This window comes from Klebsiella sp. C283 (assembly GCF_048822555.1).
GTDB lineage: Bacteria > Pseudomonadota > Gammaproteobacteria > Enterobacterales > Enterobacteriaceae > Klebsiella > Klebsiella quasipneumoniae.
Genome location: NZ_JBMEZS010000002.1, coordinates 462,602 through 488,882, shown reverse-complemented (window position 1 = coordinate 488,882; position 26,281 = coordinate 462,602). Strand labels below are relative to the sequence as shown.

Below are 26,281 nucleotides of genomic sequence, written 5' to 3'. Positions count from 1 at the left end.
CTGCTGACTATGCGACGATTTCAATCAGGTTGCCATCGGGATCGGCGATCACCGCCTCATAATAGCCGTCGCCGGTGGTGCGCGGCGGTGAAACCAGTATTCCCGCCGCGCCGGCGCGCTGGGCAAGGGCATCGACCTGTTCTGCGCCGCCCACCGAGAGGGCCAGGTGCGCCCAGCCGGTATGGTTATTATCGGCGCTGGCCTGCTGCAGGCCAGGCTTGGTCATCAGCTCGATCACCACCTCGTCGTCGATGGTGACAAAATAGGAGGCAAAGCCGGGATTGGTTTGGCTGAGGTATTTTTCATTGATGCTGGCGGCAAAGAACTCGACCCAGAAGCGGGCCTGAGCCTCAAGCCGTTGGGTCCACAGGGCGAAATGGGCAATTTTCATGGTAAACCTCCGGGCAGGAACATTGACAATCACGGCAGGGCAGACGATCATGCTTGCTGTTGCTCGTTTATGATGATTTAAGGAGTTTCTTTGCTCGATTATGCTGCTTTTCCTCAACAGCGACAAGCGCTGATTTGCCAGATCCTGCAGGAAAACGGCAGGGTGGTGTGTGCGGAGCTGGCGGCGCGTCTTCAGGTGTCTGAGCACACCATCCGCCGCGATCTGCATGAGCTTAGCCGCGAAGGCGTCTGTAAAAAAGTCTACGGCGGGGCGGTGTTGAGCCTGCCGGAAGCGGGAGATTACAGTGAACGGAAAGATAAAAACCGAGCAACAAAACTCAGGATCGCGCAGCAGTGCGCCCGGCTGGTGAAACCCGGCGGCATCCTTTTCATTGATACCGGCACCACCAATCTGGCGATGGCCGAGGCGCTGCCCGCCGAGCTGGCGCTGACGGTAGTAACGAACTCTCCGGAGATCGCCGCGGTACTGGTGAAAAAGCCGCTCTACGAGGTGGTGATGCTCGGCGGCCAGGTGCAGCGGGCGAGCGGGGGCTGCGTTGGGGCCGCGGCGGTGGCTCAGGTGCAGGGAATGTTATTCGACCAGGGGTTTATCGGCGGCTGCGCCATGGCGCCAGAGTCGGGCCTGACCGGCTTTGACTATGCCGACTGCGAGTTTAAGAAAGCGGTGATTAAGCAGTGCAGCGAAATTATCATCGGCCTGACCTCGGATAAAATTCCGGCGGTGGCGCGATTCGTGGTGGCCGCGAGCAGCGATATCGATGTGCTGGTGGTGGAGGAGAACATCAGTCGCGAATATCGCGTTGCCTTCCAGCAACACGATATTCGCATCCATACCGTGTAGCCGCTAGCGGGTGAGGGAGGTGGCGATAAGCCGCAGTCCCAGCGCCCCCAGCACCGTCGCGGTGGCGATATCGATTCGCCGCTTCAGCCGCAGGTAGACCCGACGCGGACGATCAGCGGAGAGCACCAGCGCCACCAGCGAATACCAGCTGACGTCAATCAGGAAACTCATCAGCGGCACGATGTAATAGAAGGCGGTGGGGATCTGCGCCGGCAGCACGGCGGTAAAAATCGAGGCAAACACCAGCGCGGTTTTGGGATTACTCAACTGAGTATACAGCCCGTCGCGGAAAGTCTTCAGCAACGAACGGTTGCCGGCCATGCCGCTGGCGGAAAAATCCATCGTCTGCGCCGAACCGCGGAAAATCTTATAGCCCAACCATAGCAGGTAGAGCCCGCCCGCTACTTTCAAGCCAATAAACAGCTCCGGCACCGCGGTGAGCACCTTCTGCAGGCCCAGCATCGCCATAATAGAAAAAATGGCGGCGCCGGCGCCGGTACCCAGGGCGGTCACCAGACCGTGCAGACGCGAGCGGGCGACCGCATTTCGCGCGACAAAAATAAAGCTCGGGCCGGGACTGATCACCCCCATGATCAGCACCGCGGCAAGGGCCATCAGGCTGGATAAGAACATAGCAACTCCTGGTATGTCCGCCGCCGGCAGGCGGTCGGCAACGTGGGGACGGTACGAGCAAACAGAGTAACAAACTGGCTCAGGAAAGCACGTGAAAACCCTGTGGAAAAGGCGAGGCTGAACGGGAAGCCGCGGCGCGCGTTTTCTGCGCAACTGTTTGAATAACGATTCCCATTCCTGTCAGCGATGGTAAACTGAATAACTGTGATCTTTGTCATACCGTAATAACTACAGAGAAGAGACACTGCTATGCAACATATCATTGAGGGCTTCCTCAACTTCCAGAAAGAGATCTTCCCCCAGCGTAAAGAGCTCTTCCGCAGCCTGGCCTCCAGCCAGAATCCCAAAGCGCTTTTCATCTCCTGTTCTGATAGCCGTCTGGTGCCCGAACTGGTTACCCAGCAGGAGCCGGGACAGCTCTTTGTTATTCGTAATGCCGGGAATATCGTGCCGTCTTTCGGGCCGGAGCCGGGCGGTGTATCTGCGACCATTGAGTATGCCGTGGTTGCGCTGGGCGTGACGGATATCGTGATCTGCGGCCACTCTAACTGCGGGGCGATGAAAGCGATCGCCACCTGCCAGTGCCTGGAGCCGATGCCGGCGGTGTCTCACTGGCTGCGCTACGCTGATGCTGCGAAAGCGGTGGTGGAAAAGAAAACCTGGGCCAGCGAAACCGATAAGGTCAACGGCATGGTGCAGGAAAACGTCATCGCTCAGCTGAACAACATCAAAACCCATCCGTCGGTGGCGGTCGGTCTTCGCGACCAGACCCTGCGCCTGCACGGCTGGTTCTATGACATTGAAAGCGGCGAGATTCAGGCGCTGGATAAAAACACCAAATCCTTTGTTTCGCTGTCAGAAAATCCGGACGTCTTTTTCGAATAAAGCCGTTCCCAGGGCATGGAGGCCCTGTTCATCTCATCTCCTCACCACTACCACTCCACGCAAATTTTGCCGAAATGGGCGCCGCTTTGCAGATAGCGGAAGGCGTCTGGTAAGGCCGCAAAATCAAACACTTTATCGATGACCGGCCGCGACGCCTGCAGGTTCAGCGCGTTGACGTAGTCCTGTTGTTGCCGGCGATGACCCACCACCAGCCCCTGCAGTCGGGCCTGTTTACTCATCAGCAGATGGGTGGGCACATGACCTTCGAAGCCAGTCAGGACGCCGATCAGCGCGATGTGTCCGCCAACACTGACGGCCTCGAACGACTGGCCCAGGGTGCCCGGTCCGCCGAGCTCCAGGATAATATCGGCCCCGCGATGACCGGTAATGTCCTGCACCGTAGCGCCCCAGGCCGGGGTGGTGCGGTAATTGATGAGATGGTCAGCCCCCAGGGCGCGCGCGCGGGCGAGCTTTTCATCGGATGAGGAGGTGACGATGACCTGCGCGCCCATGCTTTTCGCCAGCTGCAGGGCGGTTATCGACACGCCGCCGGTGCCGAGCGTCAGCACCGTATCGCCCGCTTTTAGCCGCCCCTCCACCACCAGCGCGCGCCAGGCGGTGAGGCCGGAGGTGGTGATCGTCGCCGCCTCCCTGAAGCGCCATCCGTCAGGCGCATGGGTAAAATGACTGGCCGGTCTGACCACATACTGGCAGGCGAACCCCTCGGCGCCGTCGCCCGGCGTCTGGCTGAAGTCCTTCACCTGCGGGCCCGGACGGCCATCCAGCCACTGCGGGAAAAAGCCAGCGACCACCCGATCGCCTGGCTGAAACTCGCTGACCCCGGCGCCAACCGCTTCGACCACTCCCGCGCCGTCCGCCATCAGGATCCGCCGATCGGCAGTGGGAATCACCCCCGTCGCTACCAGCAAATCGTGATAGTTCAGGGAGGTGGCGTGTAGCGCTACGCGGATCTCGCCTGCCGCCGGCGCGCCGGGGTCGGCAAGATCGACAAGCTGCAGATTGTCCAGCGAACCGGGTTTGTTGACGATCCAGGCTTTCATCATGGGGCTCTCTTTATCCGGGGGATGCGCTAAGTATTGGCCCGTCATCGGCTGAACGCCATAGCGCATCGGTCAGGAAATCACTGTCCGGAGAAAGAGGCGAAAAAAAAGCGCCGTTTTTGACGGCGCTTTTTTAATCGCGAAAGAGGGAAGAGATTATTTGCTCAGCTCAGCCGTCATATGAACGCGATTATTAAACTGGGCGCTGGTGATTTTATAGGACGCACCCTGCTCAGCGGCCTGGGCGGCGATTTTGGCTTCTGCACGGTCCAGGGTGGAAGCGGTGGCGCTGACGCTCTGGGCGAAGCTGACGGAAGAGAACAGCGACAGTGCAGCAACAGCAACGAAAGTTTTGATGGATTTCATGGTCATATTCCTTAATCTGGTGTCTGATATAGGGCTTGTCGCCCTGATGTGATAAAGAATACGCGCAAAGCCTGGCGGTTAAAATCAAAACAATTTGCGAAACTCATTCAAATAATATGAATGATTTTCGGCCGGTCGCGATGCAGCACGTCGTTGCCGGGCTGGTCGTAGCCCTGGTCTATAGCAACTCAGATCGGCGCAGAGGCGGCTAAACGTGGCCTCTGCGGTCATAAAATGATGAAAATGGGTATGGCTGACGAGGCGAAAATTACTTTTGATCCGCTCCAGTCCGTTGTAAACCCGCTTGCGATTGACGCCCAGCGTGTCTGCCATCTGATTAATCGACTGGCCGCCGACCACGCCACGGATCATCTGCATCTCCAGGTCATTGAGTGGGGCTCGCAGCCGGGAGGAGCGACTCTGACGCTGATGGCGCGGCGCGAAAGGGCGGCTGCGATCTGCCAGACGGAGCAGAAGGCGGCGGATCTCCTGAACGCTTTCCCGCTGGCTGACCCACAGGAGGGTATCCGCGTAAAAGGCGCGTCCGCGTTTGACGTTGTTGGCGGAGGTAAATCCGACCACCAGGCCGGGATAGCGCTGGGCTAATTCAGCAGCGGCCTGATAATCGTGATAGTTTTCCAGCGCTAAAATAATCACATCCAGCCCGGCCGGATCGGGCAGATGGCTGAGCGGCAGTGAATGAATAATGTTCAGACCGGGCAAGGTTTCCTGAATATCTCTGAAACACTGGGCGAGGCCGATATTAAAATAAATATTATTGCTGTGAATTAAAATATTCAAAGAATAAACCCTGTTACAAGCGATCTAAACGGCGCGGGAAGGAGATTAGCTGCGAACCAGAAGTTTATTCATATCAGCAGGCGAGGTGTTTATATAATTCATCATGCCCGGCGGTTTGAAGGAATAAATTTCGGCTACGCAAGCAGGATTAATATAATACCCTGCGCACTTAACGCGGATAATTAACACGCTTTCGACCCCCGACTGGTTTAAGCGAGATTTTAAGGTCTGAATGACCTGCCATAATCGCTGCGCGGACGGACGGAGATTATTTTTCTCCCAGACGTTAATCATTAACTCTTCATCACTGACCAGACGTTCTCTGCCATGCGCCAGCAAATATTCCAGTAAACACGCCATGGTGCTGCGCAGCTGAACTTGCGTTCGCGTCCCACGTAACGCGATAATTTCCCGATGATGCAGGCAGTAGAAAATATTATCCGCTAACTTATAGCCAAGTAGTTTATAGCCTGTAGTCATCCACCACTCCCTGACAAATCCCCGTATTGCCGGTGCAGAGTACCCGCCTGCGGCGGTCTGACCAAGTGAATTTTATGAGCTAGAATAATCAAAACAATTAACCACATTCACATACATAACTAGAATAAAAATCTGATAAAATCGCTCACTTCTGTTGGATTATGTGGTATAGGAAAAGTCTTAATCAAGAGGTGTGCGAAGTTAAACGGTTGAAAATATAGGTGGTGGAAACAAAAAATTGCATTTACTTTGATCTAGATCAATTTTATGCCTTTCAGGTGGTAATCACCATTTACATAGCAAAACAAAGATTGAAATAACAACGTTTAAGTGATGATAAGCTGATTCTGAACTTATGGAATTACCCAGGGAACTGTTCATTACTTTTCAGGAGCGTTTTTATGGTCATTGCAACTCGTAAGCCTCTGTGCAACAAACGCTGGGCCGCCAGCCCGGCCTCTCAGGATCTTCAGTTGACCCAGCTGCGTCACCCCTGGGTCGCCACCACAGCCAGCTGCAAAAGTAAAAAAGGCTGGAAGCGCCGCGGTTAACGGCTAATCCACTTCCCCTGACACCACGCCCCGGTCGCGTTAATGCCACGACCGGGGTTTTGCTGCGATCGGTGTTCTGCGCGAAGGTCACACCGGGCGCAGGCAGTAGCCTGAGGCGGTATTCTCCACGCTGGCGAATCCCGGCAGGCCAAGGTGCATACCGGCGACGAGCCACCGCTCGCTGGCGGCCTGGCGCAGGAGACTTTCCCGTGTACGCCGGGCCTGGTCAGGATCGACGTCAAAGGCCACCGATGCCTCTGGCCGGGCGCTCTGGATCGAGGGAAAGTGGACGATATCCCCCCAGATCAGCAGCGACGTTACGCCCGCCTCGAGGCGATATCCGGTATGCCCCGGCGTATGGCCGGGCAGGGGACATGGTCGGATCCCGGCGATCCGCTCTGCTTCATCGATAGCACGAATTTGCGTCGCGCAGATCGCCATTACGCGCCGGACGAGCAGCACGTTGCGTTGTGCACGCTCGCTGGCGTTGTCCAGTGTCGACGGCGCCAGCCAGTAAGCGCTTTCCCGCGAGGGCAGGAACACCGTGGCGTTGGGATAAGCCGGTGTACCGGCGGCGGTCAGCAGGCCGCCGATATGGTCCGGGTGGGCGTGGGTGAGGAGGATGGTGTCAATGTCCTCAGGGCGCACGCCGAGCAGCGCCAGATTGGCGATAAGCGCGCCGCCGACGCCGTTGGCCCCGCCGGTGCCGGTATCCACCAGCACCGTGTGACCGCGTCCGCGGATCAAGTAAGCGCCGATCTCGATGGTTTCCGGCGAGATTAACCCGGCCTGGCGCTGCAGACGCGCCGCCTCTTCAGGGGCGATCCCCGGCAGCAACGTCAGCGGCGCCGTCATCTGGCCATCACTGATGGCGCTTATCGTCAGGTCGCCTGCTGTCAGGGAATAAAAGGGAGCTGGTGTCATGTTGACCTCACGCTTGCTCCGCCGGGTGACGCAACCGGGCGGTAATGGGCTGATAGACAAAGACGGCGGCCGTGGCGGCGTGGTGATGCAGGTCGTCACGCGGGACGATGGCGGCATAGCGGGTATGCCGGGTGGCCAGACCGCCGGGCTGCAGGACGACCGGCGCAGCGACGGGCAGGGCTTCCGCGGTATCGCTCAGCAGCAGCACCTCGTCCGGAGCAACCTCCCGCAGCGCGTTAGTTGTGAGATAGAGATGGCGATGCCAGTCGGCGATCGCCGATTGCCAGCGGGCAAAATGACCGCCGCCGTTGCGGCGATAGGCGTCGCTGTCGATGACGGCGGCATCGCGGATATCGTGTAGCGCCAGGTAGCGAGGGCAGCCCTCGCTGAGCGCGCAGAAGCGCTGCGAGGCATGAAAACCGGGCACTGAGACCAGCGCCGGTAATTTTTCCAGATTGTAAAAGGTATTCCACGCCGCTTCGCTTTGCGGGTCGGTGTAGGCGCATTCGACGACATAGAGCATAGTGACCTCGAGAGACAGATGATTCAGCGCATAAGGCGCTTCAGTGAATTTACTTCATCCTATCTGGCGAAAATGGCGCTGAAAAACGATGTTTATTCAAGACTCAGTGATATTCTGTCACTGACTTTCAGTCAGCCCGCACAAGGAGCATTGGCTATGCGTCGTAAAATTCCCAGCAGCGCTGCGCTACTGGCCTTTGAGGCCGCCGCCCGCCACGGCAACTTTGCCCGCGCGGCGGCGGAGCTCGCGTTAACGGAAGGGGCCATCAGCCGGCAGATCGCCCGTCTGGAAGCGCTCCTCGACAGCAAACTATTCGACAGAATCGGGAGCCGGGTACGGCTCAATCCGGCCGGCGCCCGCTATGCCAGACAGGTCCGCGAGATCCTCAGCAGGCTGGAGCGGGAAACCCTCGACGTCAGCGGGATGCCGGCCGATGGCCGCAGTCTGGAGATCGCCGTGCTCCCCACCTTCGCCAGCCGCTGGCTCATCCCCCGCCTCGGGCAGTTCACGGCGCAGCATCCGCATATCGTGGTCAATATCGCCGCTCGCAGCGACCCCTTCATTCTGCCGGGCAGCGGATTTGATGCGGCTATCCATTTTGATCACCCGGCGTGGACCGGAATGGATGTGACGTTTTTGTTTGCGGAGTATCTGCTGCCGGTCTGTCATGCTGCGCTGCTGACGGATAACGATCTCCCGGGGCTGCTGAACCGGCTGCCGCGCATTCACCGGCGGCAAAATCCGCATGCCTGGCTGCACTATGCCCGGGAGTGTGGTCTGGCGCTGGATAACCCGGCGCAGGGGCCGCGCTATGATCTGCATGAGATGGCGATCGCTGCGGTACTCAGCCAGCAGGGCGTGGCCCTGGTGCCGAAGATGTATGTGGAGAGCGAGCTGCGTAGCGGGACGCTGGTCGCCCCGTGGCCGGGCTCCCCGACGCTGGCCAAGCGCTTCTGCCTGATCAAACCCGGCGGCGGCGAGGGGGAGCCTGCGCTGCAGGCGTTTGAGCGCTGGCTGCAGACGACGATTGCGGCAGGTTAGCTTAAGGCGGGCCCGGGCGTACGCTGCGCCGCCCGCTGGCGGGCATATTTGCCTGGCGATGTCCCGGCATAGCGGGTAAAAGCCACGTTGAACGCGCTGGCCGAGCCATAGCCGAGGCGCTCGGCGATATCCGCCATGCTGATGCCCGGCTCTCCCAGCCACCGCATCGCCAGGGTCATGCGCCAGCTCAACAGATAGCCCATCGGGGTCATTCCGGTCAGGCCGGTAAAGCGTTCAAATAACGTCGAGCGAGACAGCGCGCAGTCGGCGGCCAGGGCGTTGACGGTCCAGCGTCTGGCGGGGGCCTCATGCAGCAGACGGATTGCCTGGGCGATCCGCGGGTCGCTCAGGCCGCGCACCAGGCCTGGGGTGGCGAGTGTTTCGCAGGAGCGGATGGCCTCGATAAACAGCAGCTCAACCATCCGCGCCAGAACGAAAGATTTACCTGCGCGATCCGCCTGGGCTTCCTCTTTCAGCAGTCCGACAAAGGTGGCCAGCCGCGGCTGGTCGCGAACCACCACCAGGGCGGGCAGCAGCGAGGTCAGCAGGCTGGCGTTATCCGAATCGGCAGCGCAGTGGCCAATCAGCGCCAGCATCTCCGCCGGCTGGTCGAGGGTTCCCAGGCGAAAGTGTTCCTCCGCCAGTTTCACCGGGGTGGTCTCCAGCGCCGGTGAAGGCGGCGGGGTCAGGCTGGTTAGCGCGAAGCGGTACGCCGCCGGGATCAGCATAAAATCCCCGGCGCGCAGGGTCTGCGGCGGATGCTGGTCTATTTCCAGCCGACAGCCTCCTTCCAGCACCACGCCATAGAACGACATGCCCTGGTCCGAGCGAATGACGCGCCATTCTCCCGCCCCCTCAATGGTTTTGGTCAGCACCGCTCTGAGATTTAGCATCGCAATGATTTCCGCCAGCGGGTCGCTCATTTCCGGACTCCTGCTAAAGAATGATGGATTATTGACCCTATATCGTCCGGAGCGGGCTGTCTATGATGAAAAGGAAGAAGCCAATCTGAGACAGAGAGATGCAAACAATTATGATCACCGGCTGTTCATCGGGTTTTGGCCTGGAGACGGCGCGTTATTTTCTTGAACAGGGCTGGAAGGTTATCGCCACGATGCGGGTTCTGCGAGAGGATCTGTTGCCAGCCAGCGACCGTCTGCGGCTGGTGCGCCTTGACGTCACCTCAGCGCAGAGTATCGCCGAGGCGATTGCCGAGGCCGGAGAGATTGACGTTCTGGTCAATAACGCCGGAGTGGGGATGCTCAACGCCCTGGAGGGGGCGTCGCACGAGGCGATAGCGAACCTGTTTGCCACCAATACTCTTGGGACTATCGCCATGACCCAGGCGGTACTTCCCCGGTTCAGAGCGCGCCGTAGCGGGACGATCGTGAATATCACCTCGGCGGTCACCCTACAGCCGATGCCCCTGCTGGCGGTCTATACCGCGAGTAAGGCGGCGGTGAACGCCTTCACGGCATCCCTGGCGCTGGAGCTGCGGCCCTTCAATATTCGCGTCGGGGTGATCCTGCCGGGACGCGATCCCCAGACCCGCTTCGGGGAAAACGCGCGTCGAACGATGGGCCAGCTCCCGGAGAGCTATGCGGCGCTCGGCCAGCAGATCCTCGACAGCATCCAGGAAAACGCCAGCGTGACGCGGGCTGTCGATGTGGCTCAGGCCGTCTGGCGAATGGTGAACGATCCTGATGCCCCTTCGCGGCTGCCGGCAGGGGAAGATGCCCTGGCGATGGCGCAGGCCAGTCTTCGCCGTGTCTGAAGGCAATATGCGGGTTTTGTCTGTCAGACGGTAGGTGCGCAAGCTGCCGCTGCGCTTTATGGCCGGGGAATATTATCCCTGTCAGGATCGCATGGATAATATTAGCGGGTTATACGAAATAACGGTCAGGCGGCGCTTACTGATGTAAATCAGGATAGCAATGTATTTCATGGTGCGTTTTCGCCGCTTATTCTGGATATGTGCGAACCGGCCGCCATATTATGACATGAACAATGGCTCAGGTCTTTTATATGTAATTTCTCAATGTAATTCGGGCGTTAATCTTAAAAAGTTAGTCTGGTCCGGTCGGGGCTGGACTTTATTTATTCTGCTGTGGCATGGTTTCATCCCTGTTGTACCGCGCGCTCGCTTTTTTACGCCAGGGAATAGTTTTCAGTATGGAATAATGTTATTGCGAAGCCACCGCTTCCGCCCTGCGTCCAGACGGCTTCATTATCTCGTCTGACAAAATATTGGCAGTTTATTTGTTTTATTCTGCTTATCGTCTTTTTCAGCATTACGCAGTCACTCCCGATCTGAACCGAGATGCCGCTGAATTCAAACTGAACGTACTCCGGCAGTACGCGGATACGAACGGGATTTTCTTGCACATTTATTGCTGAGTGACTGCTATTCCGGGCGTTAAATAAAAGACCACCGTTCTGCATTACTCAGTGCGCTTTGGGTTCTTTTAGGAGGACAGCGAGGGCGGTAGCGTGCGTAAAACCGGCGGGGGGACAGGGCTGCTACGGTGCGGGACGGCGAAGGGTAACGAATGAAGGACCTTGGGATGGATGTTAATGCCAGAAAAGATGGAGTGAAGCGATGAGGAATAGGCTGATAAACGATGCAACCAGTTTGGTAAAGCAACTGCCAGGGCAGTCACGCTACTGGATGGACGTTCATGGCTGTACTGAGTTTCTTGATGTGCTGAACTTCCGCTCGGTGGAATCCCTCAGTCAGCCCTGGCGGTATGACGTGGCGGTTACCTGCTCCTCTAAAGATATTGCCTGTGAGTCGTTATTGCTGAAACCGGCGTCATTTACTTTCCAGACCCCGATGTTTGACGGGACACCAGCTCTGCCGGTACGGACGGTTTTTGGCGTAGTGGAGTCCTTTCGCCGCGTGTCCACCTCGAATGATGAGACCCGTTATGCACTGACGATCGTTCCTCGTATTGCCCTTCTGGACTTTACGAAAGGGAGCGCGATCTACCTCAACCAGTCGGTCACTGAAGTGGTTGAACAGGTGCTGCGTAAACACGGGCTGGAAGGGCCTGATTTTGAGTTCCGGCTCACCCGGGAATACCCATCCCGGGAGCTCATCACCCAGTGGCGGGAAACCGATCTTGAGTTTATCCAGCGCCTGCTGGCGGAAGTGGGCATTTACTGGCGCTATGAAATGGATGGCCGTCTTGAACAGGACGTGGTGATTTTCCAGGACAGCCAGGAGCAGTATGAGTTTGGCGTCACGCTGCCGTTACGCAACCAGGCCGGGATGAGTGACAGCGGGCAGGAGAGCATCTGGGATATTCAGGCTGCATACAATGTTGTGAGCGGAAGGGTGGCCACCCGGGACTACAACTACCGGGAAGCGCTGACGCCGCAGGACAGTACGGAAAGTATCAGCAGTCAGGAAGGGATCACCGCCGGGGAAACGTACCATTACGCGGAACCCTTCCTGACGGCGGGTGATACGGAAAGTACAGAGTCCGGGGCATACTTCGCCCGCCTGCGTCACGAACGCATTCTGAACGCGCAGTATCGCGTCAGCGGGCATTCCTCCAGCCCTCTTTTGGCTCCGGGTCAGGTACTGGAAACGGACGGCACGCTTCCCGATGCCGTCAGGGAAGGCATCGTCATCACCACGGCGCGCACCAGCGGTTCGCGCAAAAGTAGCTTTACGCTGACGTTTGAGGGTATCCCCTACAGTGAAACCGTCTGTTATCGTCCGGCACTGCTCAGTCGCCCGGTGATATCCGGCTCGCTGCCTGCCCGGGTGGAAAGCACACAGAAAGGCGACACCTGTTCCTGGCTCGACCCGGAAGGACGCTACCGTGTGAAGCTGGACTTTGACCGCAACAGTTCTGAACAGGGTTATGCCTGTGTGTGGCTGCGGCTGGCGAAACCGTATGCCGGTGATACGTACGGATTCCACTCCCCGCTTATCGACGGAACGGAAGTGGCCGTCGTATTTGACGGCGGAGATCCGGATCGTCCCTACATCGCTTATGCCCTGCATGATTCAGAACATCCGGACCCTGTCACCAGTGACAATCATACGCGGAACGTCTGGCGTACCCCGGCGAACAATAAGCTGCGGATGGAGGATAAGCGCCAGGAAGAGCATATCAAGCTCGCGACGGAATACGGCAAAACGCAGCTGAACCTGGGACACCTGGTCAACAGCCAGCGTGAAAAGCGCGGGGCCGGTTTTGAACTGCGAACGGATGAGCATGGCGCAGTACGTGCGGCAAAAGGGCTGTTCCTGACGGCCGATGCCCAGGCCAAAGCCCGGGGCCCGGTGCTGGAAATGACCCCTGCCATCAACCAGATTAACCAGGCCAACAGCCAGATGCAGGCGCTGAACAGCGCAGCTTTTGCCGCCGGAGCGCTGGTCTGCGACATCAATACCCAGATTAGTTTTGTGACCGACAAAATCAAAGACCTCCAGTCTTCGGTCCTGCTGGGTAGTGCTCCGCAGGGGGTGGCACTGACCTCAGGTGAACATCTTCAGCTCAGCAGCACCCGCAATACCATGATCAATGCCGGTCAACATCTTGATATCGGTGCGATGAAGCAGCTGTCTGTGACGGTGGAAAAAGCGTTAGGACTGTTTGTCCATAAAGATGGGGCAAAGCTTGTTGCCAACCAGGGAGATATCGAGATTCAGGCTCAGCACAACACGATGGGACTTCTGGCAAAGCAGCAGGTGACGATAACCAGCTGCGAGGATGGGATTTCCATCAGCACGCCGGAGACACTGACGCTGAATGGCGGCGGATCGTATCTGAAGCTGAGTAAAAACGGCATTGAGCATGGTTCTGAGGGGATGATGGTGATGAAAGTGGCGAATTATCTGGTTCCCCGTACCCGGGCATCATTGAAAGGTGTCACGGAGACCTTCAGGAAAACCACACTGGAACGGGTTCCTCCCCAGCGGCGCGGAAGGATTTCAAGGTAAGAAACTCATATGAAAATCAGTTATCCCCTCAGGGACACCAGCGGTAAAGAATTTCGCTCACTGGAAGATGTTATGCGGCTTATCGACGGAGAAGCGCACGGGACCTGGCTGCTGGGGGCGAACGGATTGTGGCATGGCGGGATCCATATCAGCGACATCTCTAATCCCTTTTCCGCCCTAGATCCGGATGCAGTCAATGCCGGCGACCCCGTTCCCCTCCAGTTTATGGCAGACGGTACTATTGTGGCGTACCGGTTAAACAACGAGTACCTGACAGCCCCGTATTGTGGACAGCCGCTGCGTTACAGCAGCAGCTTTGTGCTGGTGAAGTCGCAGTGCCAGCCCGATCCGCAAAAGGAAAAAAGCTGGCTGGCGTTTTACAGCCTGTATATGCATCTGGCCCCGGTGTCTGATTATCCTTCATCTCCCTGCTATAAAGTCAGGGACGGGCACAGCGGCATACTGTTACGTCAATATAAAGCCGGGCAAAACGGGTTGCCGGAGGGGGAGCCGGATAACGGTGAAGCCGGAACATATCCTGCCCCGGCGAAAACGAAAAAAAGCCTGAAGGCAGGCGATCGTTTTGTCTCCTCCCGGACGGGGCGTTTTTATGTCACGAAGAACGGAAACGCAACCCTGACAACCTTTGGCCTGGTTCGTTTACTGAAAGAAAATGTTCCGGGAAAAGAACAGTACTGGGTGACGCTGGATCCGGAGCTGATGGAGCCGGACGGCGAAATGCAGGGATTATTGCCGGAATGGATGCAGAAGGCAAAACAAAAAGGGGGGTTCGACTCTGTGGAGCTAACGGGCGAAACAGAAGAATGGAAGGTCAGCGCCGGAACGCCCGTCGGATTTATGGGATGTATGGAATCGCCGGGTGAGGGAAATAATCTCCTGGATAAAGAGTGGTTTGTGCATCTGGAAGTGCTGAGTACAGATCCAAACATGCCAGGATTTTTAGCCAACCCTGAAAAAGTGAAAGGTGATAAACGGTCCGTTTTGGCAGCAAAGGGAAGCGCCCTGTTTACCCGGCAGGATGTTACGGGACAGCCCGTCTTTACAGCGACATCAGCGCGACTGAGCGCACAGTGCCGGCTCCTCCGTGAGTCAGCAATGCCTGTCGCGGATGAAGCACAAAAATGTTGGTATAAGGTCAGCGGAAGCGGCTGGCTGCCGCAAAGTGATGTTGAAGAAGTAAGTCAGTATGATCTGTTAAAACTCGGGTTTCAGGCGCTGGAGGAAGACGGTAATAGTGACGTGATGAACAGCCCGTATGAGAGCTGGGTACCGGAGGCGTTTGGGGCGATAAGCCGTTCAGCAGAGCAGGAGGTCTCCTGGCAGTACGGACAGGTGCCACAATTTTATCGTGATCTGATGGCGGAGATGGACAGCAACCGCGACGGGAAAGTGACGACAGAGGAGATCAGACAGGCGCTGGCAGTTCGTGATCCGCTGGTGAAAGATGTGGTCAACCGTCTGGTGGTAAAACATCACAGCGAGTGGTGCGGTGGCCGTTCGACGGGGCGCTGGGAAGGGTTTTATAAGGATCTGGACTCGCTGGAAGTGAAATACTGTGAGAAATGGCAGGCGGACCTGGAGTGGATGAGCAAGGTGCCGCCGTTTGATAAGGATGAAGCGGTGTGGCATTTTCATCCGGTGGTGTTTTTAGATTCTCTGGCAGAGAAATTAGATCTAATTAATGTTGATGCTTTTATTTCTCAATATGAAAACGAACATGTTTCCTTTGCTCCGGGTACGCCGATTCTATCCCAAGGTTCAAAAAACAACTTGCGTAAAATTTTGGAAAGCATAAATGAATTTTATCCTAACCATATGGAGTATAAGCCAAATTTATATGGTATTTCTTATATGCTAGCTACAGCGAGACATGAGACATATTACTTCCCAACAGGTGAGTATTTTAGTGAACAGCCAGAGGTAGGTGGGGTGAGTTATTTTGATAAATACGATCCAATTCTTGCAGTGACACAAGTATTAAAGAATAGAGCAATAGCTAACGGCAATATGCAGCAGGGCGATGGGTATAAATATCGAGGTAGAGGTTGTGTACATCTTACATGGAAAAACAATTATCAGAAAGCGAAAGATAAATTTGGTGTGGATTTTGTGAATCAACCAGAACTTGCGGCTGATTTTAAGCATGCTGTGCCAATTATGATTTGGGGTATGGAGGAAGGTATATTTACTGGGGAAAAACTTTCCACATATATGAATAATAATGGAATGGATTATGAGAGTGCGCGGCAAGTTATTAATGGCAGTGATCAAAAGGTTCTAATAGCTTCCTATGCTAAAAAATTGCAATCTATTTTAGAAAGCACGTCCTCTATTCCCAATGGATATTGAATATGAATAAATGTATTTTTTTTATTGGTATTTTTTTTAGTGGATGTTCCATGCTTAGTTTTGCGGATGGCTCGGTAACTTATGGGTATGATCAATCAAATAATTTAATTTATGCAAAAAAAGACGGTAGGGAAAATGTATTAAAATTTAATGAGGATTATACAGGTAATCCATCCTACTTATTTGATTTTTTTTCAGGTTCCCCTGCCATTGTAGTTGATAGTAGATCTCTTCATGATTCTACCGTTTATGCCACATTGAAATATGATGGTAATAAATTTTTGATTGATTGTTTATATTTGAATGTAAAAAATAAAAAGAATGGAATCTTGGTTAAAGAGGGGGAGTGTAACTTAGATATGTCGCCAGTGGAAGGTTATGCTGATTTTATAGAGAAAAAAGTAAGCAAAACAAAATATGACATGGATTCAATAGATACAAACTTAATCTTAAATGGCAAAAAAAGTTATCTACCTATTGTTATTTATAATAGCAAAGATGAATTGGTATATCAATTTTATGGTGATAAGCAAGCATTACTGGATGACAATTATTCTGTTATTTATTTAAGTGAAAATGGTAGGTGCAAGGTTTTTGTGAATTCTCCATGGATTATATATAACAAGAATGACTCAGGGCGGGTAGAAATTATGAGTGAAGAAATTTCAGATGGCAAGATTGAACTAATCAAATCAGTCCCAAATATAGAAGATTCCAATAAATGCTCTGTATATCCTGCGATAAGTGTCATAAAAGCTAAATCCTATTTTTATGATTCTTCGTTCGAAATAAAAAAATCTTACCTTGTTAAAGGAGATAAAGTTAATTTGCTATCTATAAGTGCAGATGGCAAATGGTGTAATGCAAGATATATTAATATTAAAAATATAGCTAGTGATAACATCATGTTGTGTGCGGATCTCAGTATTTAGTTTGTTCTCGCTGACTTTTTTACGTGAGCATCATGTGGACGGATGTTGCGCTACAGCAGCAGCTTTGTGCAGGTGAAGTCGCAGTGCCAGCCCGATCCGCAAAGGGAAAAAGTTGGCTGGCGTTTTACAGCCTGTATATGCATCTGGCCCCGGTATCTGATTATCCTTCATCTCCTTGTTATAAAGTCAGGGATGGACACGGTGGCATACTGTTACGCCAGTATAAAAACGGACAATACGGCTTACCGGAGGGGGAGCCGGATAACGGTGAAGCCGGGACATATTCTGCTCCGGAAAAACGAGAAAGAGCCTGAACGCAGGCGACCGTTTTGTTTTTTCCCGGACGGGGCGGTTTTACGTCACGAAGAATGGCAAAGCCACTCTGACAACATTTGGCCTGGTCCGTTTACTGAAAGATGACGTCCCGGGCAAAGAACAGTAGTGGGTAACGCTGGATCCGGAACTGATGGAGCCGGATGGTGAAATGTAGGCGCTGATGCTGGGGTGGATACAGAGGGCAAAACAAAAAGGCGCTTTTGACTCTGTGGCGCTAACTCCGACATAGTACGAGGGGGATTCAAGTTAGATGCTAATATGGAAGGTCAGCGCCGGAACGCCCGTCGGATTTATGGGCTGTACGGAGTCGCCGGGTGAGGGGAATCAGCTTGTGGACAGGGAGTGGTTTGTCCATCTGGAAGTGCTGAGTACAGATCCAAACATGCCAGGATTTTTAGCCAACCCTGAAAAAGTGAAAGGTGATAAACGGCCCGTTCTTTTTACTAATAAACATAATGAAATGAATCCGGATGATAAGAGAGACTTTGTCGAACAACCTGATCTAGTGATAAGTAATACTGAATATGGTGTAGAGTCAGCTTTTTCCTTTTGGGTAAGTAAAGGACTAAACAAAACTGCCAGAGCATTGAGTGTGCATGAAGTCACGCAAATAGTTAATGGTGGGCAGAATGGTTACTCTGATCGCCTACAAAGGTTTAATGCAGTGGCCCCATTATTAAGAGTCGATAAGGAGTGATTTATGCGTGGCTTTATTTTTGGCTTATCTTTGTTGATTTCTTCTTTTTATGCACTAGCTAAAACCGACATAGTACAAGGGCCATTTAAGTTAGATGCTAATGATAGTGTTTATATTAAGAGGGAGGATGATGCTAATTATCCATTAGCGCTTTATTTCAAAGCTAATGGTAATAGTATCAAAGTGGAGTCTTATGAGGTCGATGGTGGTGAACCTCATGTGGAAACAATTTTTTTTACTAAAATAAACAATAAAAAAATATAATTGTATTAATCTCATGGGAACAACTACACTCTGCGGGAAAAATAAATGGAACTGCGTATCAGGTTTATGGTTATAACTATAACCTTAATAGCCTTTCTATAAATCCTTCTATAAAAAAAGACCAGAATCTCAACGGCCTCAATGGAGAATTTAATGGTGAGGAGTTACATTTCAAATATAAAAATGCAACAGAAATCAAGACATATCTACAATCCCATTATAAATAATTCCGGAAAGCTTTGGTACGACTCGTTAAACTAAAGACACATCCAACTGACAACTAACCCTGTTAAGGAGAAATCTGTATCTCTGTCCGTAAAGAGGGAAATAAATTCTGAACGAATAAGAAACGGGATACGGCTGAATTATTTTATGGGTTTAGAGCAATGCTCTCTTGAAAACTATAAAAATTAAGATGTGTATTTGAATTATTTATATAACGCCATAGTTACAACATATCCTGAACTAAAAGAAAACATAAAAAACACGCAAAGATCCTGGGTTAAAGCCAGGGATAGTATATGTGCATATATGTCAGCTGATGGTGAGGAATTACAGATTTATAAAAACTCATGCTTGTACGAACAGACATATGAACGCAATCGAGAATTGAAAGCTATCTTATCAAAACAGAAAGTTGCAATGCCACATGAAAATAGAACCTCAAACTCCTTTTGGGATGAGTATGTGAAACAGCATTGTATATTTATGAAGGACAAATTTTCTGATAATGATTGTATAAAAAGAAATGAATTCCTTCATATTCATGAATGAGATTAGTTGTCACAATTGATATAAGCCATGGAGGTGCTGAGCACCGACCCGAACATGCCGGGATTTTTAGCCAACCCAGAGAATGTGGAGGGCGGTAAACGGTCCGTTCTGGTACCAAAGGGAAAATCCCTGTTTACCCGACAGGATAGCCGGTATTTACCCCGACATCGGCGAGGCTGGGCGCGCAATGCCAGCTCTCCCGGGGAGCAGCAACGCCCGTCGCGGATGAGTCACAAAAATGGTGGTATAAAGTCAGCGGCAGTGGCTGGTTACCACAAAATGATGTTGAGGAAGTTAACCAGTACGATTTAGAGAAACTTGGGTTTCAGGCGCTGGAGGAAAGCAGCGGGGGCGATGTGATGAACAGCCCGTATGAGAGATGGATTTCCAGGCGTTTGGGGCGATAAGCCGAACAGCTGAACAGGGCGCGGGGTTTCAATACGGTCTGGTAGCACAGTTATATCGTGACCTGATGGCGGAGATGGACAGCAACCGCGACGGGAAAGTGACAGCAGAGGAAATCAGACAGGCGCTGGCAGTGCGGGATCCGCTGGTGAAAAAACGTAGTCAACCGGCTGGTAGTCAAACATCATAGCGAATGGTATGGGGCCGCTCGACAGGGCGCTGGGATGGGTTTTATAAGGATCTGGACTCTCTGGAAGTGAAATACTGTGAGAAATGGCAGGCTGATCTGGAGTTTATAAACAAAGCGCGTTATTTGACAAGAACGAGGCTGTGTAATCAGGAAGGAAAAACAGCTTGGTGCGTCTGAATGGACTCGAACCATCGACCCCCACCATGTCAAGGTGGTGCTCTAACCAACTGAGCTACAGACGCATTATGGTGCGTTTAATTGGACTCGAACCAACGACCCCCACCATGTCAAGGTGGTGCTCTAACCAACTGAGCTATAAACGCATAATGGTGCGTTCGATTGGACTCGAACCAACGACCCCCACCATGTCAAGGTGGTGCTCTAACCAACTGAGCTACGAACGCAATGTTGTGGTGACAACGGGGACGCATATTAGCGGCAGGCAGGGGATGTGGCAAGAGGTAAACGTCACTTTTCTTGTACATTGCTTGCGATTGCGGATCTTTTACCCATTCCGGCGATATTTTACTGAACCACAAGGATATTTCTTCGCCAGCAGGCGCCTCGCCTCTCTTTTCTCCGCGGGTCTCAACCTGCGCACAAAGGTTGCCGTTGTGTTAAATTATCGCCCACCAGAAGAGAGGAGTAATAACGAAGATGAAATCGATAGGTATTTTCTGCGGTTCTTCAGCTGGCGAACATCCGCTGTATCTCGACACTGCCCGACGGGTTGGCCACACGCTGGCGCAGCAGGGACTGGCTGTTGTCTATGGCGGCGGCAAAGTTGGCTTGATGGGGGCGGTTGCCGATGCGGCGCTCGAGGCTGGCGGCGTGGTGATTGGCGTGATGCCGCGCGGCCTGGTGGAACGGGAAATTGCCCATCGCGGGTTGACGGAGCTGCATGTGGTTGAGGATATGCACGAACGGAAAATCAAAATGGCGGCGCTGGCCGACGGCTTTATTGCTCTGCCGGGCGGAGCGGGGACGCTGGAAGAGATTTTCGAACAGTGGACCTGGGCGCAGCTGGGCATCCATGAAAAGCCGTGCGCATTTCTGAATATTAAAGGGTATTACGATCCGCTGCAGGCGATGGTCAATAACATGGTGCGGGAAGGGTTTATGCACCCGCGCTACGCGGAGATGCTGCCGTTTGCTGCCTCGGCAGAGGAGATTATCGCCGGTTTTCGCGACTATACGCCGCCGGCGCGTAAATGGGTTCAGCAGCCCGCTATTTAAACATCAAGCGAAGGGTAAACAGCGCGCAGACGATGAGCAGAACCAACAGTAATTCGAAGCGATAGCGTTGCAGCATGATGTCCTCCTGAAAAAAAACCGGCGCTATTCAGCGCCGGTTATCACCTTAACGCTCTGACCGTTATGCCGCCGGTTGTACCGCCGGTTTGGCTGCGTGGTGCGCCGCTTTGTGGTGCTTCTTCGCCGCCTGGGCTTTCTGCGCTACTGCCGGTTTCGCTGCGGCTTTATGGTGCTTCTTCGCCGCCTGGGCTTTCTGCGCTACTGCCGGTTTCGCTGCGGCTTTATGGTGTTTCTTCGCTGCCTGGGCTTTCTGTTCGGCTGCCGGTTTCGCCGCCGCTTTATGGTGTTTCTTGTGATGAACGGTGGTGTGGCTGGCTGCGGCAGCCGGGGTGGTGGTCGCGGCATCGGCGGCGAAAGCAACAGATGACAGACCCATAGCAGCGGCAACAACCAGAGCTAATACTTTTTTCATGCTGAAATCCTCGAATTGGTTTCCTGAGTAACCCCACTGCGGGGCTGTTGGCCACACTATATGCATCTCCGGGGAGCTCATCAGTGAGTCTTTGGTGTCGGGGAGTAACGGAATGTACAACACCGGAACAAAACTGAAGAAAGAAAAAGCCCGCCGGGGTGGCGGGCTTTGGCAGGATTAGCGCGCGGCGCGCTGTAAGATAGTGCTGGAGGGCTGGCGCTGCAGAAAACGCATCCGCAGCATCATCATAATGGCGGCGGAGGTCAGGCCGATGATAAATCCGCACCAGAAGCCGGCGGGCCCCATGCGGGGGACAATCACGTCGGTCAGCGCCAGCAGGTAGCCGCTGGGCAAACCCAGCACCCAGTACGCGGTAAAGGTGATAAAAAAGATAGACCGCGTATCTTTATAGCCACGCAGGATACCGCTGCCGATCACCTGAATGGAGTCGGAGATCTGGTAGACCGCCGCCAGCAGCATCAGATGCGAGGCCAGCATCACCACCTCAGGGTTATCGTTATATAGCAGGGCAATCTGCTTACGCATCAGCACGGTAAAGATAGCGGTAAACACCGCCAGACAGACGCCCACGCCCACACCCGTGCGGGCGGAAACCTGGGCATCGATCGTTGAGCCCTGGCCGAGGCGGAAGCCGACGCGAATGGTGACCGCGGCCGCCAGCGACAGCGGCAGAACGAACATCAGCGAGCTGAAGTTCAGCGCAATCTGGTGGCCGGCGACGTCAATGATCCCGAGCGGAGAGACCAGCAGCGCGACGACGGCAAACAGGGTCACTTCGAAGAACAGCGCCAGGGCGATGGGCAGCCCCAGCTGCACCAACCGCAGCAGAACGGCGAAATCGGGGCCGCTGAAGCCCTCGGCGCAGCGGATATCGCGCATCGAACGCGCCCGGCGCACCCACCACAGCATGCTGGCGAACATCACCCAGTAAACGGAGGCCGTCGCCACGCCGCAGCCGACGCCGCCCAGCTCCGGCATGCCAAAATGGCCATAGATAAAGATGTAGTTCACCGGAATGTTGACCAGTAAACCGATAAAGCCCATGACCATCCCGGGCTTGGTTTTCGCCAGCCCTTCACACTGATTACGGGCAACCTGGAAGAACAGATAGCCCGGCGCCCCCCACAGCAGCGCGCGCAGATAGCCAACCGCCTTCTCCGCCAGCAGCGGATCGATGTTGTGCATGGAGCTGATGATATACCCGGCATTCCACAGCACGATCATGATCAACACCGAGACCAGCCCCGCCAGCCAGAAGCCCTGACGCACCTGCGGCGCGATACGCTCCCGCCGCCCGGAGCCATTGAGCTGCGCCACTACCGGGGTCAGCGCCAGCAGCAGCCCGTGGCCGAAGAGAATGGCCGGTAGCCAGATGGAGGTCCCGATGGCCACCGCGGCCATATCGGTGGCGCTGTAGCCGCCCGCCATCACGGTATCGACAAAACCCATCGCCGTCTGCGCCACTTGCGCAAGAATGACGGGTATAGCCAGAGCTAATAACTGACGCGCTTCAATGAAATACTTCTGCACGTGAACACCTTTGTATTGTTGTTTTTTTGAGACTAAAAAAGCCGCCGTAACTGGCAGCAAGGGGATAAAAATGAGGAAATTCCAGTCTATTGTAGCGAGGATTAGCCATTAAGCCAGTGAAAAAAGAGTCGAGGCACGAAGCGCGCTGGCAACCGCTCAGCCCTCCTGTTATTGTTCCCGATAGCGAAAACGGTAATGATACCGTCATGATTTTCAACAGGAGCCAAACATGTTTACTGGTATTGTTCAGGGAACCGCGAAAGTGGTCTCCATTGATGATAAACCCAATTTTCGCACCCACGTGGTGGAGCTGCCGGCGCATATGCTGGAGGGGCTCGAAACCGGGGCATCGGTAGCCAACAACGGCTGCTGCCTGACGGTGACCGACATCAACGGCGCGCGCATCAGCTTCGATCTGATGAAAGAGACGCTGCGGATTACCAACCTCGGCGATATTCAGGTCGGGGATGAAGTCAATGTCGAACGGGCGGCGAAATTCAGTGATGAAATCGGCGGGCATTTGATGTCCGGCCATATTATGACCACGGCGGAAATCGTGAAGATCCTCACTTCCGAAAATAACCGTCAGATCTGGTTTAAAGTACAGGATCCGACGCTGATGAAATATATCCTTTATAAAGGATTCATCGGTATCGATGGCATCAGCCTGACGGTAGGCGAGGTGACGGCAACCCGATTCTGCGTGCATCTTATTCCGGAGACGCTGCAGCGGACCACGCTGGGGGCGAAGAAGCTGGGTGACCGCGTCAATATCGAGATCGACCCGCAAACCCAGGCGGTTGTCGATACGGTTGAACGCGTGCTGGCGGCGAAAGAGGTCGCGGCTAAGGTCAGTGAAGCCTGACAAAAAATCCCCCGCCGGTGAGCGGGGGGTGTTTTTTAACGGGCGACGCGCAGTCCGTGTTCAATCCCGCGCGAGAACACCACCTGCCAGAGCTGAATGTCGCGGGCGCGGAAGGCGCCGGCGCAGGCGTTCAGGTAATAACTGAACATGCGTTTGAAACGCTCAGAATAGTTATCGGCAATTTCCGGCCAGCTGGCGAGGAAACGCTCATACCAGGCCATCAGGGTGGTGTCATAATCGGCGCCGAAGTTGTGCCAGTCTTCCATCACAAAGTGCTTCTCGCTGGCATCGGCGATCTGCCGTACCGACGGCAGGCAGCCGTTAGGGAAGATATATTTATTGATCCACGGGTCAACGTTATGGTCGGTGACTTTGGAACCGATGGTGTGCAGTAAGAAGCGGCCGTTGGGTTTCAAATTACGATCGGCGACCTCAAAGTAGGTGGCGTAATTTTTGGGACCCACGTGTTCGAACATGCCGACGGAGACGATGCGGTCGAAGCTGTCGTGCAGATCGCGATAATCCTGAAGACGAATATCCACGTCAAGGCCATCGCAGCGCGCCTGGGCCATCTTTTGCTGTTCGGCGGAGATGGTCACGCCGACAACGCTCACCTGGTAATTGCGCGCCATATATTCGGCAAGACCGCCCCAGCCGCAGCCGATATCCAGCACTCGCATGCCTGGCTCGAGCTCCAGCTTACGGCAGATGAGATCCAGCTTATCCTGCTGCGCGGCTTCGAGGGTCTGCGCCTCTTTCCAGTACCCGCAGGAATATTGCATGTAGGGATCCAGCATCCGGCTGAATAGATCGTTGCCGAGGTCATAATGCTCTTTGCCGACGATCCAGGCGCGTTTTTTACTTTGCAGGTTAAACAGGCGAGCGCCTGCGATGCGGAGTGTGTCTTTGAAATGGTGAGGGAGTTGTTTTTCCAGCCCGGCGCGGAGCACTTTATGGAAGAATATATCCAGACGCTCGCAGTCCCACCAGCCGTCCATATAGCTTTCGCCTAAACCCAGCGACCCCTCCTGCAATACGCGTTTAAAAAAAAGAGGGTTTTTAATCCGCAGGTCTGACGGCGCGGAGCCATTGATTTCAATTCCCGCACGGCCCAACAATTCAGCTGCAATCCGGTACCAGTCATCATTTGGTACACTTACTTCTTCTATACACGATGAACTCATAGCTTCTCCATCACGCCCAAGTGATCAGAACCTTAAAACAGCGTAGACGCTTTTTTGGCTTTGTGAGAAATCTCACGGATAATCCGTGAAGTCGCTATCCGACGTAGAACAGAGGAAGGGAGATAACCCTTGCCGAAAGGCCTTCCATGGTGAAACGGAGGCATCCTGCATCCGTTAATCTGTTAAATATTTTTTATTTATGTGAACCCGGATCCAGTATAGGACGCTAAGTACTGGCTTTCAATAAAAATATCTTAGCGTGCTAACCACTGGTCCGGGCTCTGGCGACGGGCGTCAGGCGTGGGAAGAGTGGGCCGCCAGCGCTGGCGTCTGCTGCAGGCGATAACCCACTCCGGCTAACAAAATAGAGACCAGCATCACGCTGGTGGTGGTCAGCAGCGGCGTGGCGATCAGCGCGGAGACTAGCAGGCTGGTCAGGAAGCACAGGCCAAGCTGGAGGGTGTTCTGCAGCGCCGCCGCGCGGCCGGTTGCCTGCGGGAAAGGCTTCAGCGCCTGAGCGACCACGATGGGGTAGATCCCGCCGTTGACCACCGCCATCAGGCAGAACGGGATCATTAACGCCACCAGCGAGGCATGCGTTTGCAGACCCACCAGCCAGGTGGCGGCGACGCTGACGGCGAAGACCACCAGCAGCCACGGGAGCATCTGTTGTCCGGACCATTTTTGCAGCAGCGCGCGACAGCCATAGCCGCCCACCAGAAAAGCGATGGTCTGCGGGATATAGCTCAGGCCGATGGCGGTCGGGCCGTAGCCCATCTCATGTAGGATAAACGGCGAACCGGTAAGCCAGGCGAAGAAGCTGGCGGAACAGGCGGCGTAGATCAGGACGTTGCCGCTGTATTCCCGGGAGCGCAGCAGCGCGAGAAAAGTGATTTTCTTTTCAGCCACTGTGGCCGACTTGGCGGCGGCCTTCAGGCGCAGGGCAGGCAGCATCAGCAGCAGAGTGATGGCAAACAAGGTGGCGAAGATGGCTTGCCACTCGAAGTGCACCAGCAGCCAGCTGCCCAGCAGCGGGGCCAGCGCAGGGGACAGTCCTACCAGCGGCATAATAGTGGCGAAGATGCGGTTGGTGCGTTGGGCGGGATAGTAATCGGTCACCATCGCCTGCCAGGTGACCGCCGCGGCGCAGACGCCAATCGCCTGCAGAAAACGCAGCGCCAGCATCAGCGTGGCGTTCTGCACCCACAGCATCCCCAGGCAGCCGACCGCGAAAATCGCCAGGCCGCTCAGCAGCACCGGTTTGCGCCCGTAGCGGTCTGACAGCGGCCCCCAGAAGAGCTGGCCCAGCGCGAAGCCGGCGAGGAACAGGCTCAGGCTGGCGCTAATGGATGCGGCGGAGGTGTTGAGATCCTGCTGCATGGCGGCAAATGCCGGCAGGTACATATCGGTGGCCAGAAAGCCCAGCACGCTCAGGCCGGCCAGCCAGACTAAAAATCCTTTCCCAGGTTGTGACATAACGTTCTCATTTTTGGAGTACAGGTACGATGCCGCA

General features: G+C 54.5%; 26 protein-coding genes and 3 tRNA genes. 13 read left to right on the top strand and 16 right to left on the bottom strand.

Features of this window, described 5'->3' with window-relative positions; genetic code table 11:
• Positions 1-7 precede the first annotated feature (7 nt).
• Positions 8-391 (bottom strand): VOC family protein, encoded by a 384-nt coding sequence (locus ACOI7Z_RS05450; RefSeq protein ID WP_032453134.1) that lies wholly within the window; start codon positions 389-391, stop codon positions 8-10.
• A 90-nt stretch (positions 392-481) separates the two neighbouring features.
• Here ACOI7Z_RS05450 and ACOI7Z_RS05445 point away from each other — a divergent pair, with 90 nt between their 5' ends.
• Positions 482-1,252, top strand: a complete 771-nt coding sequence (locus ACOI7Z_RS05445; RefSeq protein ID WP_032453133.1) for a DeoR/GlpR family DNA-binding transcription regulator — start codon at positions 482-484, stop codon at positions 1,250-1,252.
• A gap of 3 nt (positions 1,253-1,255) precedes the next feature.
• Here ACOI7Z_RS05445 and ACOI7Z_RS05440 read toward each other — a convergent pair whose 3' ends face one another.
• Positions 1,256-1,885 (bottom strand): LysE family translocator, encoded by a 630-nt coding sequence (locus tag ACOI7Z_RS05440; protein WP_087776895.1) that lies wholly within the window; start codon positions 1,883-1,885, stop codon positions 1,256-1,258.
• Between the two features lie 249 nt (positions 1,886-2,134).
• Between ACOI7Z_RS05440 and ACOI7Z_RS05435 the strand changes: the two genes are divergently transcribed.
• Positions 2,135-2,770 carry a carbonic anhydrase gene (locus ACOI7Z_RS05435; protein ID WP_023289965.1) on the top strand — a complete coding sequence of 212 codons (636 nt, stop codon included), beginning with the start codon at positions 2,135-2,137 and terminating at the stop codon, positions 2,768-2,770.
• A gap of 47 nt (positions 2,771-2,817) precedes the next feature.
• On the opposite strand, the gene ACOI7Z_RS05430 is transcribed toward ACOI7Z_RS05435, so the two are convergent.
• From ACOI7Z_RS05430 to ACOI7Z_RS05415, 4 genes are all read right to left on the bottom strand, one after another.
• A complete protein-coding gene (locus ACOI7Z_RS05430; RefSeq protein ID WP_197734558.1) occupies positions 2,818-3,834 on the bottom strand; it encodes a zinc-dependent alcohol dehydrogenase family protein in 1,017 nt (338 codons plus the stop codon).
• 153 nt (positions 3,835-3,987) lie between these two features.
• Positions 3,988-4,197 carry a YdgH/BhsA/McbA-like domain containing protein gene (locus tag ACOI7Z_RS05425; protein WP_004202908.1) on the bottom strand — a complete coding sequence of 70 codons (210 nt, stop codon included), beginning with the start codon at positions 4,195-4,197 and terminating at the stop codon, positions 3,988-3,990.
• Positions 4,198-4,281: 84 nt separating this feature from the next.
• Positions 4,282-4,998, bottom strand: a complete 717-nt coding sequence (locus ACOI7Z_RS05420) for a hypothetical protein (protein ID WP_044523591.1) — start codon at positions 4,996-4,998, stop codon at positions 4,282-4,284.
• A 45-nt stretch (positions 4,999-5,043) separates the two neighbouring features.
• Complete coding sequence (locus ACOI7Z_RS05415; RefSeq protein ID WP_087849278.1) at positions 5,044-5,478, bottom strand: winged helix-turn-helix domain-containing protein; 435 nt, start codon at positions 5,476-5,478, stop codon at positions 5,044-5,046.
• Between the two features lie 401 nt (positions 5,479-5,879).
• On the opposite strand from ACOI7Z_RS05415, the gene ACOI7Z_RS05410 reads away from it, so the two are divergent.
• Entirely contained in the window at positions 5,880-6,029 is a 150-nt protein-coding gene (locus ACOI7Z_RS05410) for a hypothetical protein (protein ID WP_023289961.1), read from the top strand.
• Between the two features lie 87 nt (positions 6,030-6,116).
• Here ACOI7Z_RS05410 and ACOI7Z_RS05405 read toward each other — a convergent pair whose 3' ends face one another.
• Both ACOI7Z_RS05405 and ACOI7Z_RS05400 read right to left on the bottom strand, forming a co-directional pair.
• Positions 6,117-6,953: an MBL fold metallo-hydrolase gene (locus ACOI7Z_RS05405; RefSeq protein ID WP_087849277.1), complete on the bottom strand. Its 837-nt coding sequence runs from the start codon at positions 6,951-6,953 to the stop codon at positions 6,117-6,119.
• A gap of 7 nt (positions 6,954-6,960) precedes the next feature.
• On the bottom strand, positions 6,961-7,476 hold the full coding sequence (locus tag ACOI7Z_RS05400; protein WP_023289959.1) for a hypothetical protein: 516 nt from the start codon (positions 7,474-7,476) through the stop codon (positions 6,961-6,963).
• Between the two features lie 156 nt (positions 7,477-7,632).
• On the opposite strand from ACOI7Z_RS05400, the gene ACOI7Z_RS05395 reads away from it, so the two are divergent.
• Complete coding sequence (locus ACOI7Z_RS05395) at positions 7,633-8,517, top strand: LysR substrate-binding domain-containing protein (protein WP_087849276.1); 885 nt, start codon at positions 7,633-7,635, stop codon at positions 8,515-8,517.
• Here the strand turns inward: ACOI7Z_RS05395 and ACOI7Z_RS05390 are convergent.
• On the bottom strand, positions 8,514-9,440 hold the full coding sequence (locus ACOI7Z_RS05390) for an AraC family transcriptional regulator (protein ID WP_087849275.1): 927 nt from the start codon (positions 9,438-9,440) through the stop codon (positions 8,514-8,516). The genes ACOI7Z_RS05395 and ACOI7Z_RS05390 overlap by 4 nt on opposite strands.
• A gap of 98 nt (positions 9,441-9,538) precedes the next feature.
• On the opposite strand from ACOI7Z_RS05390, the gene ACOI7Z_RS05385 reads away from it, so the two are divergent.
• The 7 genes from ACOI7Z_RS05385 to ACOI7Z_RS05355 all read left to right on the top strand — a co-directional run bounded on the left by ACOI7Z_RS05385 (position 9,539) and on the right by ACOI7Z_RS05355 (position 18,847).
• Complete coding sequence (locus ACOI7Z_RS05385; protein WP_032428872.1) at positions 9,539-10,291, top strand: SDR family oxidoreductase; 753 nt, start codon at positions 9,539-9,541, stop codon at positions 10,289-10,291.
• Positions 10,292-11,116: 825 nt separating this feature from the next.
• Positions 11,117-13,474: a type VI secretion system Vgr family protein gene (locus tag ACOI7Z_RS05380; RefSeq protein WP_087849273.1), complete on the top strand. Its 2,358-nt coding sequence runs from the start codon at positions 11,117-11,119 to the stop codon at positions 13,472-13,474.
• Between the two features lie 9 nt (positions 13,475-13,483).
• Positions 13,484-15,844 carry a hypothetical protein gene (locus tag ACOI7Z_RS05375; RefSeq protein ID WP_140414718.1) on the top strand — a complete coding sequence of 787 codons (2,361 nt, stop codon included), beginning with the start codon at positions 13,484-13,486 and terminating at the stop codon, positions 15,842-15,844.
• Positions 15,845-15,846: 2 nt separating this feature from the next.
• A complete protein-coding gene (locus tag ACOI7Z_RS05370; protein ID WP_087849272.1) occupies positions 15,847-16,776 on the top strand; it encodes a hypothetical protein in 930 nt (309 codons plus the stop codon).
• Positions 16,777-17,362: 586 nt separating this feature from the next.
• Positions 17,363-17,809 (top strand): hypothetical protein, encoded by a 447-nt coding sequence (locus ACOI7Z_RS05365; RefSeq protein WP_205837370.1) that lies wholly within the window; start codon positions 17,363-17,365, stop codon positions 17,807-17,809.
• A 3-nt stretch (positions 17,810-17,812) separates the two neighbouring features.
• On the top strand, positions 17,813-18,073 hold the full coding sequence (locus ACOI7Z_RS05360; protein WP_232711829.1) for a hypothetical protein: 261 nt from the start codon (positions 17,813-17,815) through the stop codon (positions 18,071-18,073).
• Between the two features lie 417 nt (positions 18,074-18,490).
• Positions 18,491-18,847 (top strand): lysozyme inhibitor LprI family protein, encoded by a 357-nt coding sequence (locus tag ACOI7Z_RS05355; protein WP_087849271.1) that lies wholly within the window; start codon positions 18,491-18,493, stop codon positions 18,845-18,847.
• Positions 18,848-19,607: 760 nt separating this feature from the next.
• On the opposite strand, the gene ACOI7Z_RS05350 is transcribed toward ACOI7Z_RS05355, so the two are convergent.
• The 3 genes from ACOI7Z_RS05350 to ACOI7Z_RS05340 all read right to left on the bottom strand — a co-directional run bounded on the left by ACOI7Z_RS05350 (position 19,608) and on the right by ACOI7Z_RS05340 (position 19,846).
• Positions 19,608-19,684: transfer RNA gene (locus ACOI7Z_RS05350), tRNA-Val, on the bottom strand.
• Between the two features lie 4 nt (positions 19,685-19,688).
• Positions 19,689-19,765, bottom strand: a tRNA-Val gene (locus tag ACOI7Z_RS05345).
• 4 nt (positions 19,766-19,769) lie between these two features.
• A tRNA-Val gene (locus ACOI7Z_RS05340) sits at positions 19,770-19,846 on the bottom strand.
• A gap of 253 nt (positions 19,847-20,099) precedes the next feature.
• Between ACOI7Z_RS05340 and ACOI7Z_RS05335 the strand changes: the two genes are divergently transcribed.
• A complete protein-coding gene (locus ACOI7Z_RS05335) occupies positions 20,100-20,678 on the top strand; it encodes a TIGR00730 family Rossman fold protein (protein ID WP_087849270.1) in 579 nt (192 codons plus the stop codon).
• A 139-nt stretch (positions 20,679-20,817) separates the two neighbouring features.
• Here ACOI7Z_RS05335 and asr read toward each other — a convergent pair whose 3' ends face one another.
• Both asr and mdtK read right to left on the bottom strand, forming a co-directional pair.
• Positions 20,818-21,168, bottom strand: a complete 351-nt coding sequence (asr, locus tag ACOI7Z_RS05330) for an acid resistance repetitive basic protein Asr (protein WP_085551040.1) — start codon at positions 21,166-21,168, stop codon at positions 20,818-20,820.
• 177 nt (positions 21,169-21,345) lie between these two features.
• Positions 21,346-22,719: an MdtK family multidrug efflux MATE transporter gene (gene mdtK / locus ACOI7Z_RS05325; RefSeq protein WP_023289948.1), complete on the bottom strand. Its 1,374-nt coding sequence runs from the start codon at positions 22,717-22,719 to the stop codon at positions 21,346-21,348.
• 229 nt (positions 22,720-22,948) lie between these two features.
• On the opposite strand from mdtK, the gene ACOI7Z_RS05320 reads away from it, so the two are divergent.
• Positions 22,949-23,584 carry a riboflavin synthase gene (locus ACOI7Z_RS05320; RefSeq protein ID WP_023289947.1) on the top strand — a complete coding sequence of 212 codons (636 nt, stop codon included), beginning with the start codon at positions 22,949-22,951 and terminating at the stop codon, positions 23,582-23,584.
• Between the two features lie 35 nt (positions 23,585-23,619).
• On the opposite strand, the gene cfa is transcribed toward ACOI7Z_RS05320, so the two are convergent.
• Positions 23,620-24,768 carry a cyclopropane fatty acyl phospholipid synthase gene (gene cfa / locus ACOI7Z_RS05315; protein ID WP_023289946.1) on the bottom strand — a complete coding sequence of 383 codons (1,149 nt, stop codon included), beginning with the start codon at positions 24,766-24,768 and terminating at the stop codon, positions 23,620-23,622.
• A 294-nt stretch (positions 24,769-25,062) separates the two neighbouring features.
• Positions 25,063-26,244, bottom strand: coding sequence for a purine nucleoside transporter PunC (gene punC, locus ACOI7Z_RS05310; RefSeq protein ID WP_086075320.1), 1,182 nt, complete (start codon positions 26,242-26,244; stop codon positions 25,063-25,065).
• Positions 26,245-26,281: the final 37 nt, after the last annotated feature.

Bases quoted from the DNA above. Each gene is read 5' to 3' on its own strand.
- ACOI7Z_RS05450 (WP_032453134.1), bottom strand. From the start codon at position 391: ATGAAAATTGCCCATTTCGCCCTGTGGACCCAACGGCTTGAGGCTCAG.
- ACOI7Z_RS05440 (WP_087776895.1), bottom strand. From the start codon at position 1,885: ATGTTCTTATCCAGCCTGATGGCCCTTGCCGCGGTGCTGATCATGGGG.
- ACOI7Z_RS05435 (WP_023289965.1), top strand. From the start codon at position 2,135: ATGCAACATATCATTGAGGGCTTCCTCAACTTCCAGAAAGAGATCTTC.
- ACOI7Z_RS05430 (WP_197734558.1), bottom strand. From the start codon at position 3,834: ATGATGAAAGCCTGGATCGTCAACAAACCCGGTTCGCTGGACAATCTG.
- ACOI7Z_RS05425 (WP_004202908.1), bottom strand. From the start codon at position 4,197: ATGAAATCCATCAAAACTTTCGTTGCTGTTGCTGCACTGTCGCTGTTC.
- ACOI7Z_RS05415 (WP_087849278.1), bottom strand. From the start codon at position 5,478: ATGACTACAGGCTATAAACTACTTGGCTATAAGTTAGCGGATAATATT.
- ACOI7Z_RS05410 (WP_023289961.1), top strand. From the start codon at position 5,880: ATGGTCATTGCAACTCGTAAGCCTCTGTGCAACAAACGCTGGGCCGCC.
- ACOI7Z_RS05405 (WP_087849277.1), bottom strand. From the start codon at position 6,953: ATGACACCAGCTCCCTTTTATTCCCTGACAGCAGGCGACCTGACGATA.
- ACOI7Z_RS05400 (WP_023289959.1), bottom strand. From the start codon at position 7,476: ATGCTCTATGTCGTCGAATGCGCCTACACCGACCCGCAAAGCGAAGCG.
- ACOI7Z_RS05395 (WP_087849276.1), top strand. From the start codon at position 7,633: ATGCGTCGTAAAATTCCCAGCAGCGCTGCGCTACTGGCCTTTGAGGCC.
- ACOI7Z_RS05390 (WP_087849275.1), bottom strand. From the start codon at position 9,440: ATGAGCGACCCGCTGGCGGAAATCATTGCGATGCTAAATCTCAGAGCG.
- ACOI7Z_RS05385 (WP_032428872.1), top strand. From the start codon at position 9,539: ATGCAAACAATTATGATCACCGGCTGTTCATCGGGTTTTGGCCTGGAG.
- ACOI7Z_RS05380 (WP_087849273.1), top strand. From the start codon at position 11,117: ATGAGGAATAGGCTGATAAACGATGCAACCAGTTTGGTAAAGCAACTG.
- ACOI7Z_RS05375 (WP_140414718.1), top strand. From the start codon at position 13,484: ATGAAAATCAGTTATCCCCTCAGGGACACCAGCGGTAAAGAATTTCGC.
- ACOI7Z_RS05370 (WP_087849272.1), top strand. From the start codon at position 15,847: ATGAATAAATGTATTTTTTTTATTGGTATTTTTTTTAGTGGATGTTCC.
- ACOI7Z_RS05365 (WP_205837370.1), top strand. From the start codon at position 17,363: ATGCTAATATGGAAGGTCAGCGCCGGAACGCCCGTCGGATTTATGGGC.
- ACOI7Z_RS05360 (WP_232711829.1), top strand. From the start codon at position 17,813: ATGCGTGGCTTTATTTTTGGCTTATCTTTGTTGATTTCTTCTTTTTAT.
- ACOI7Z_RS05335 (WP_087849270.1), top strand. From the start codon at position 20,100: ATGAAATCGATAGGTATTTTCTGCGGTTCTTCAGCTGGCGAACATCCG.
- asr (WP_085551040.1), bottom strand. From the start codon at position 21,168: ATGAAAAAAGTATTAGCTCTGGTTGTTGCCGCTGCTATGGGTCTGTCA.
- ACOI7Z_RS05320 (WP_023289947.1), top strand. From the start codon at position 22,949: ATGTTTACTGGTATTGTTCAGGGAACCGCGAAAGTGGTCTCCATTGAT.
- cfa (WP_023289946.1), bottom strand. From the start codon at position 24,768: ATGAGTTCATCGTGTATAGAAGAAGTAAGTGTACCAAATGATGACTGG.
- punC (WP_086075320.1), bottom strand. From the start codon at position 26,244: ATGTCACAACCTGGGAAAGGATTTTTAGTCTGGCTGGCCGGCCTGAGC.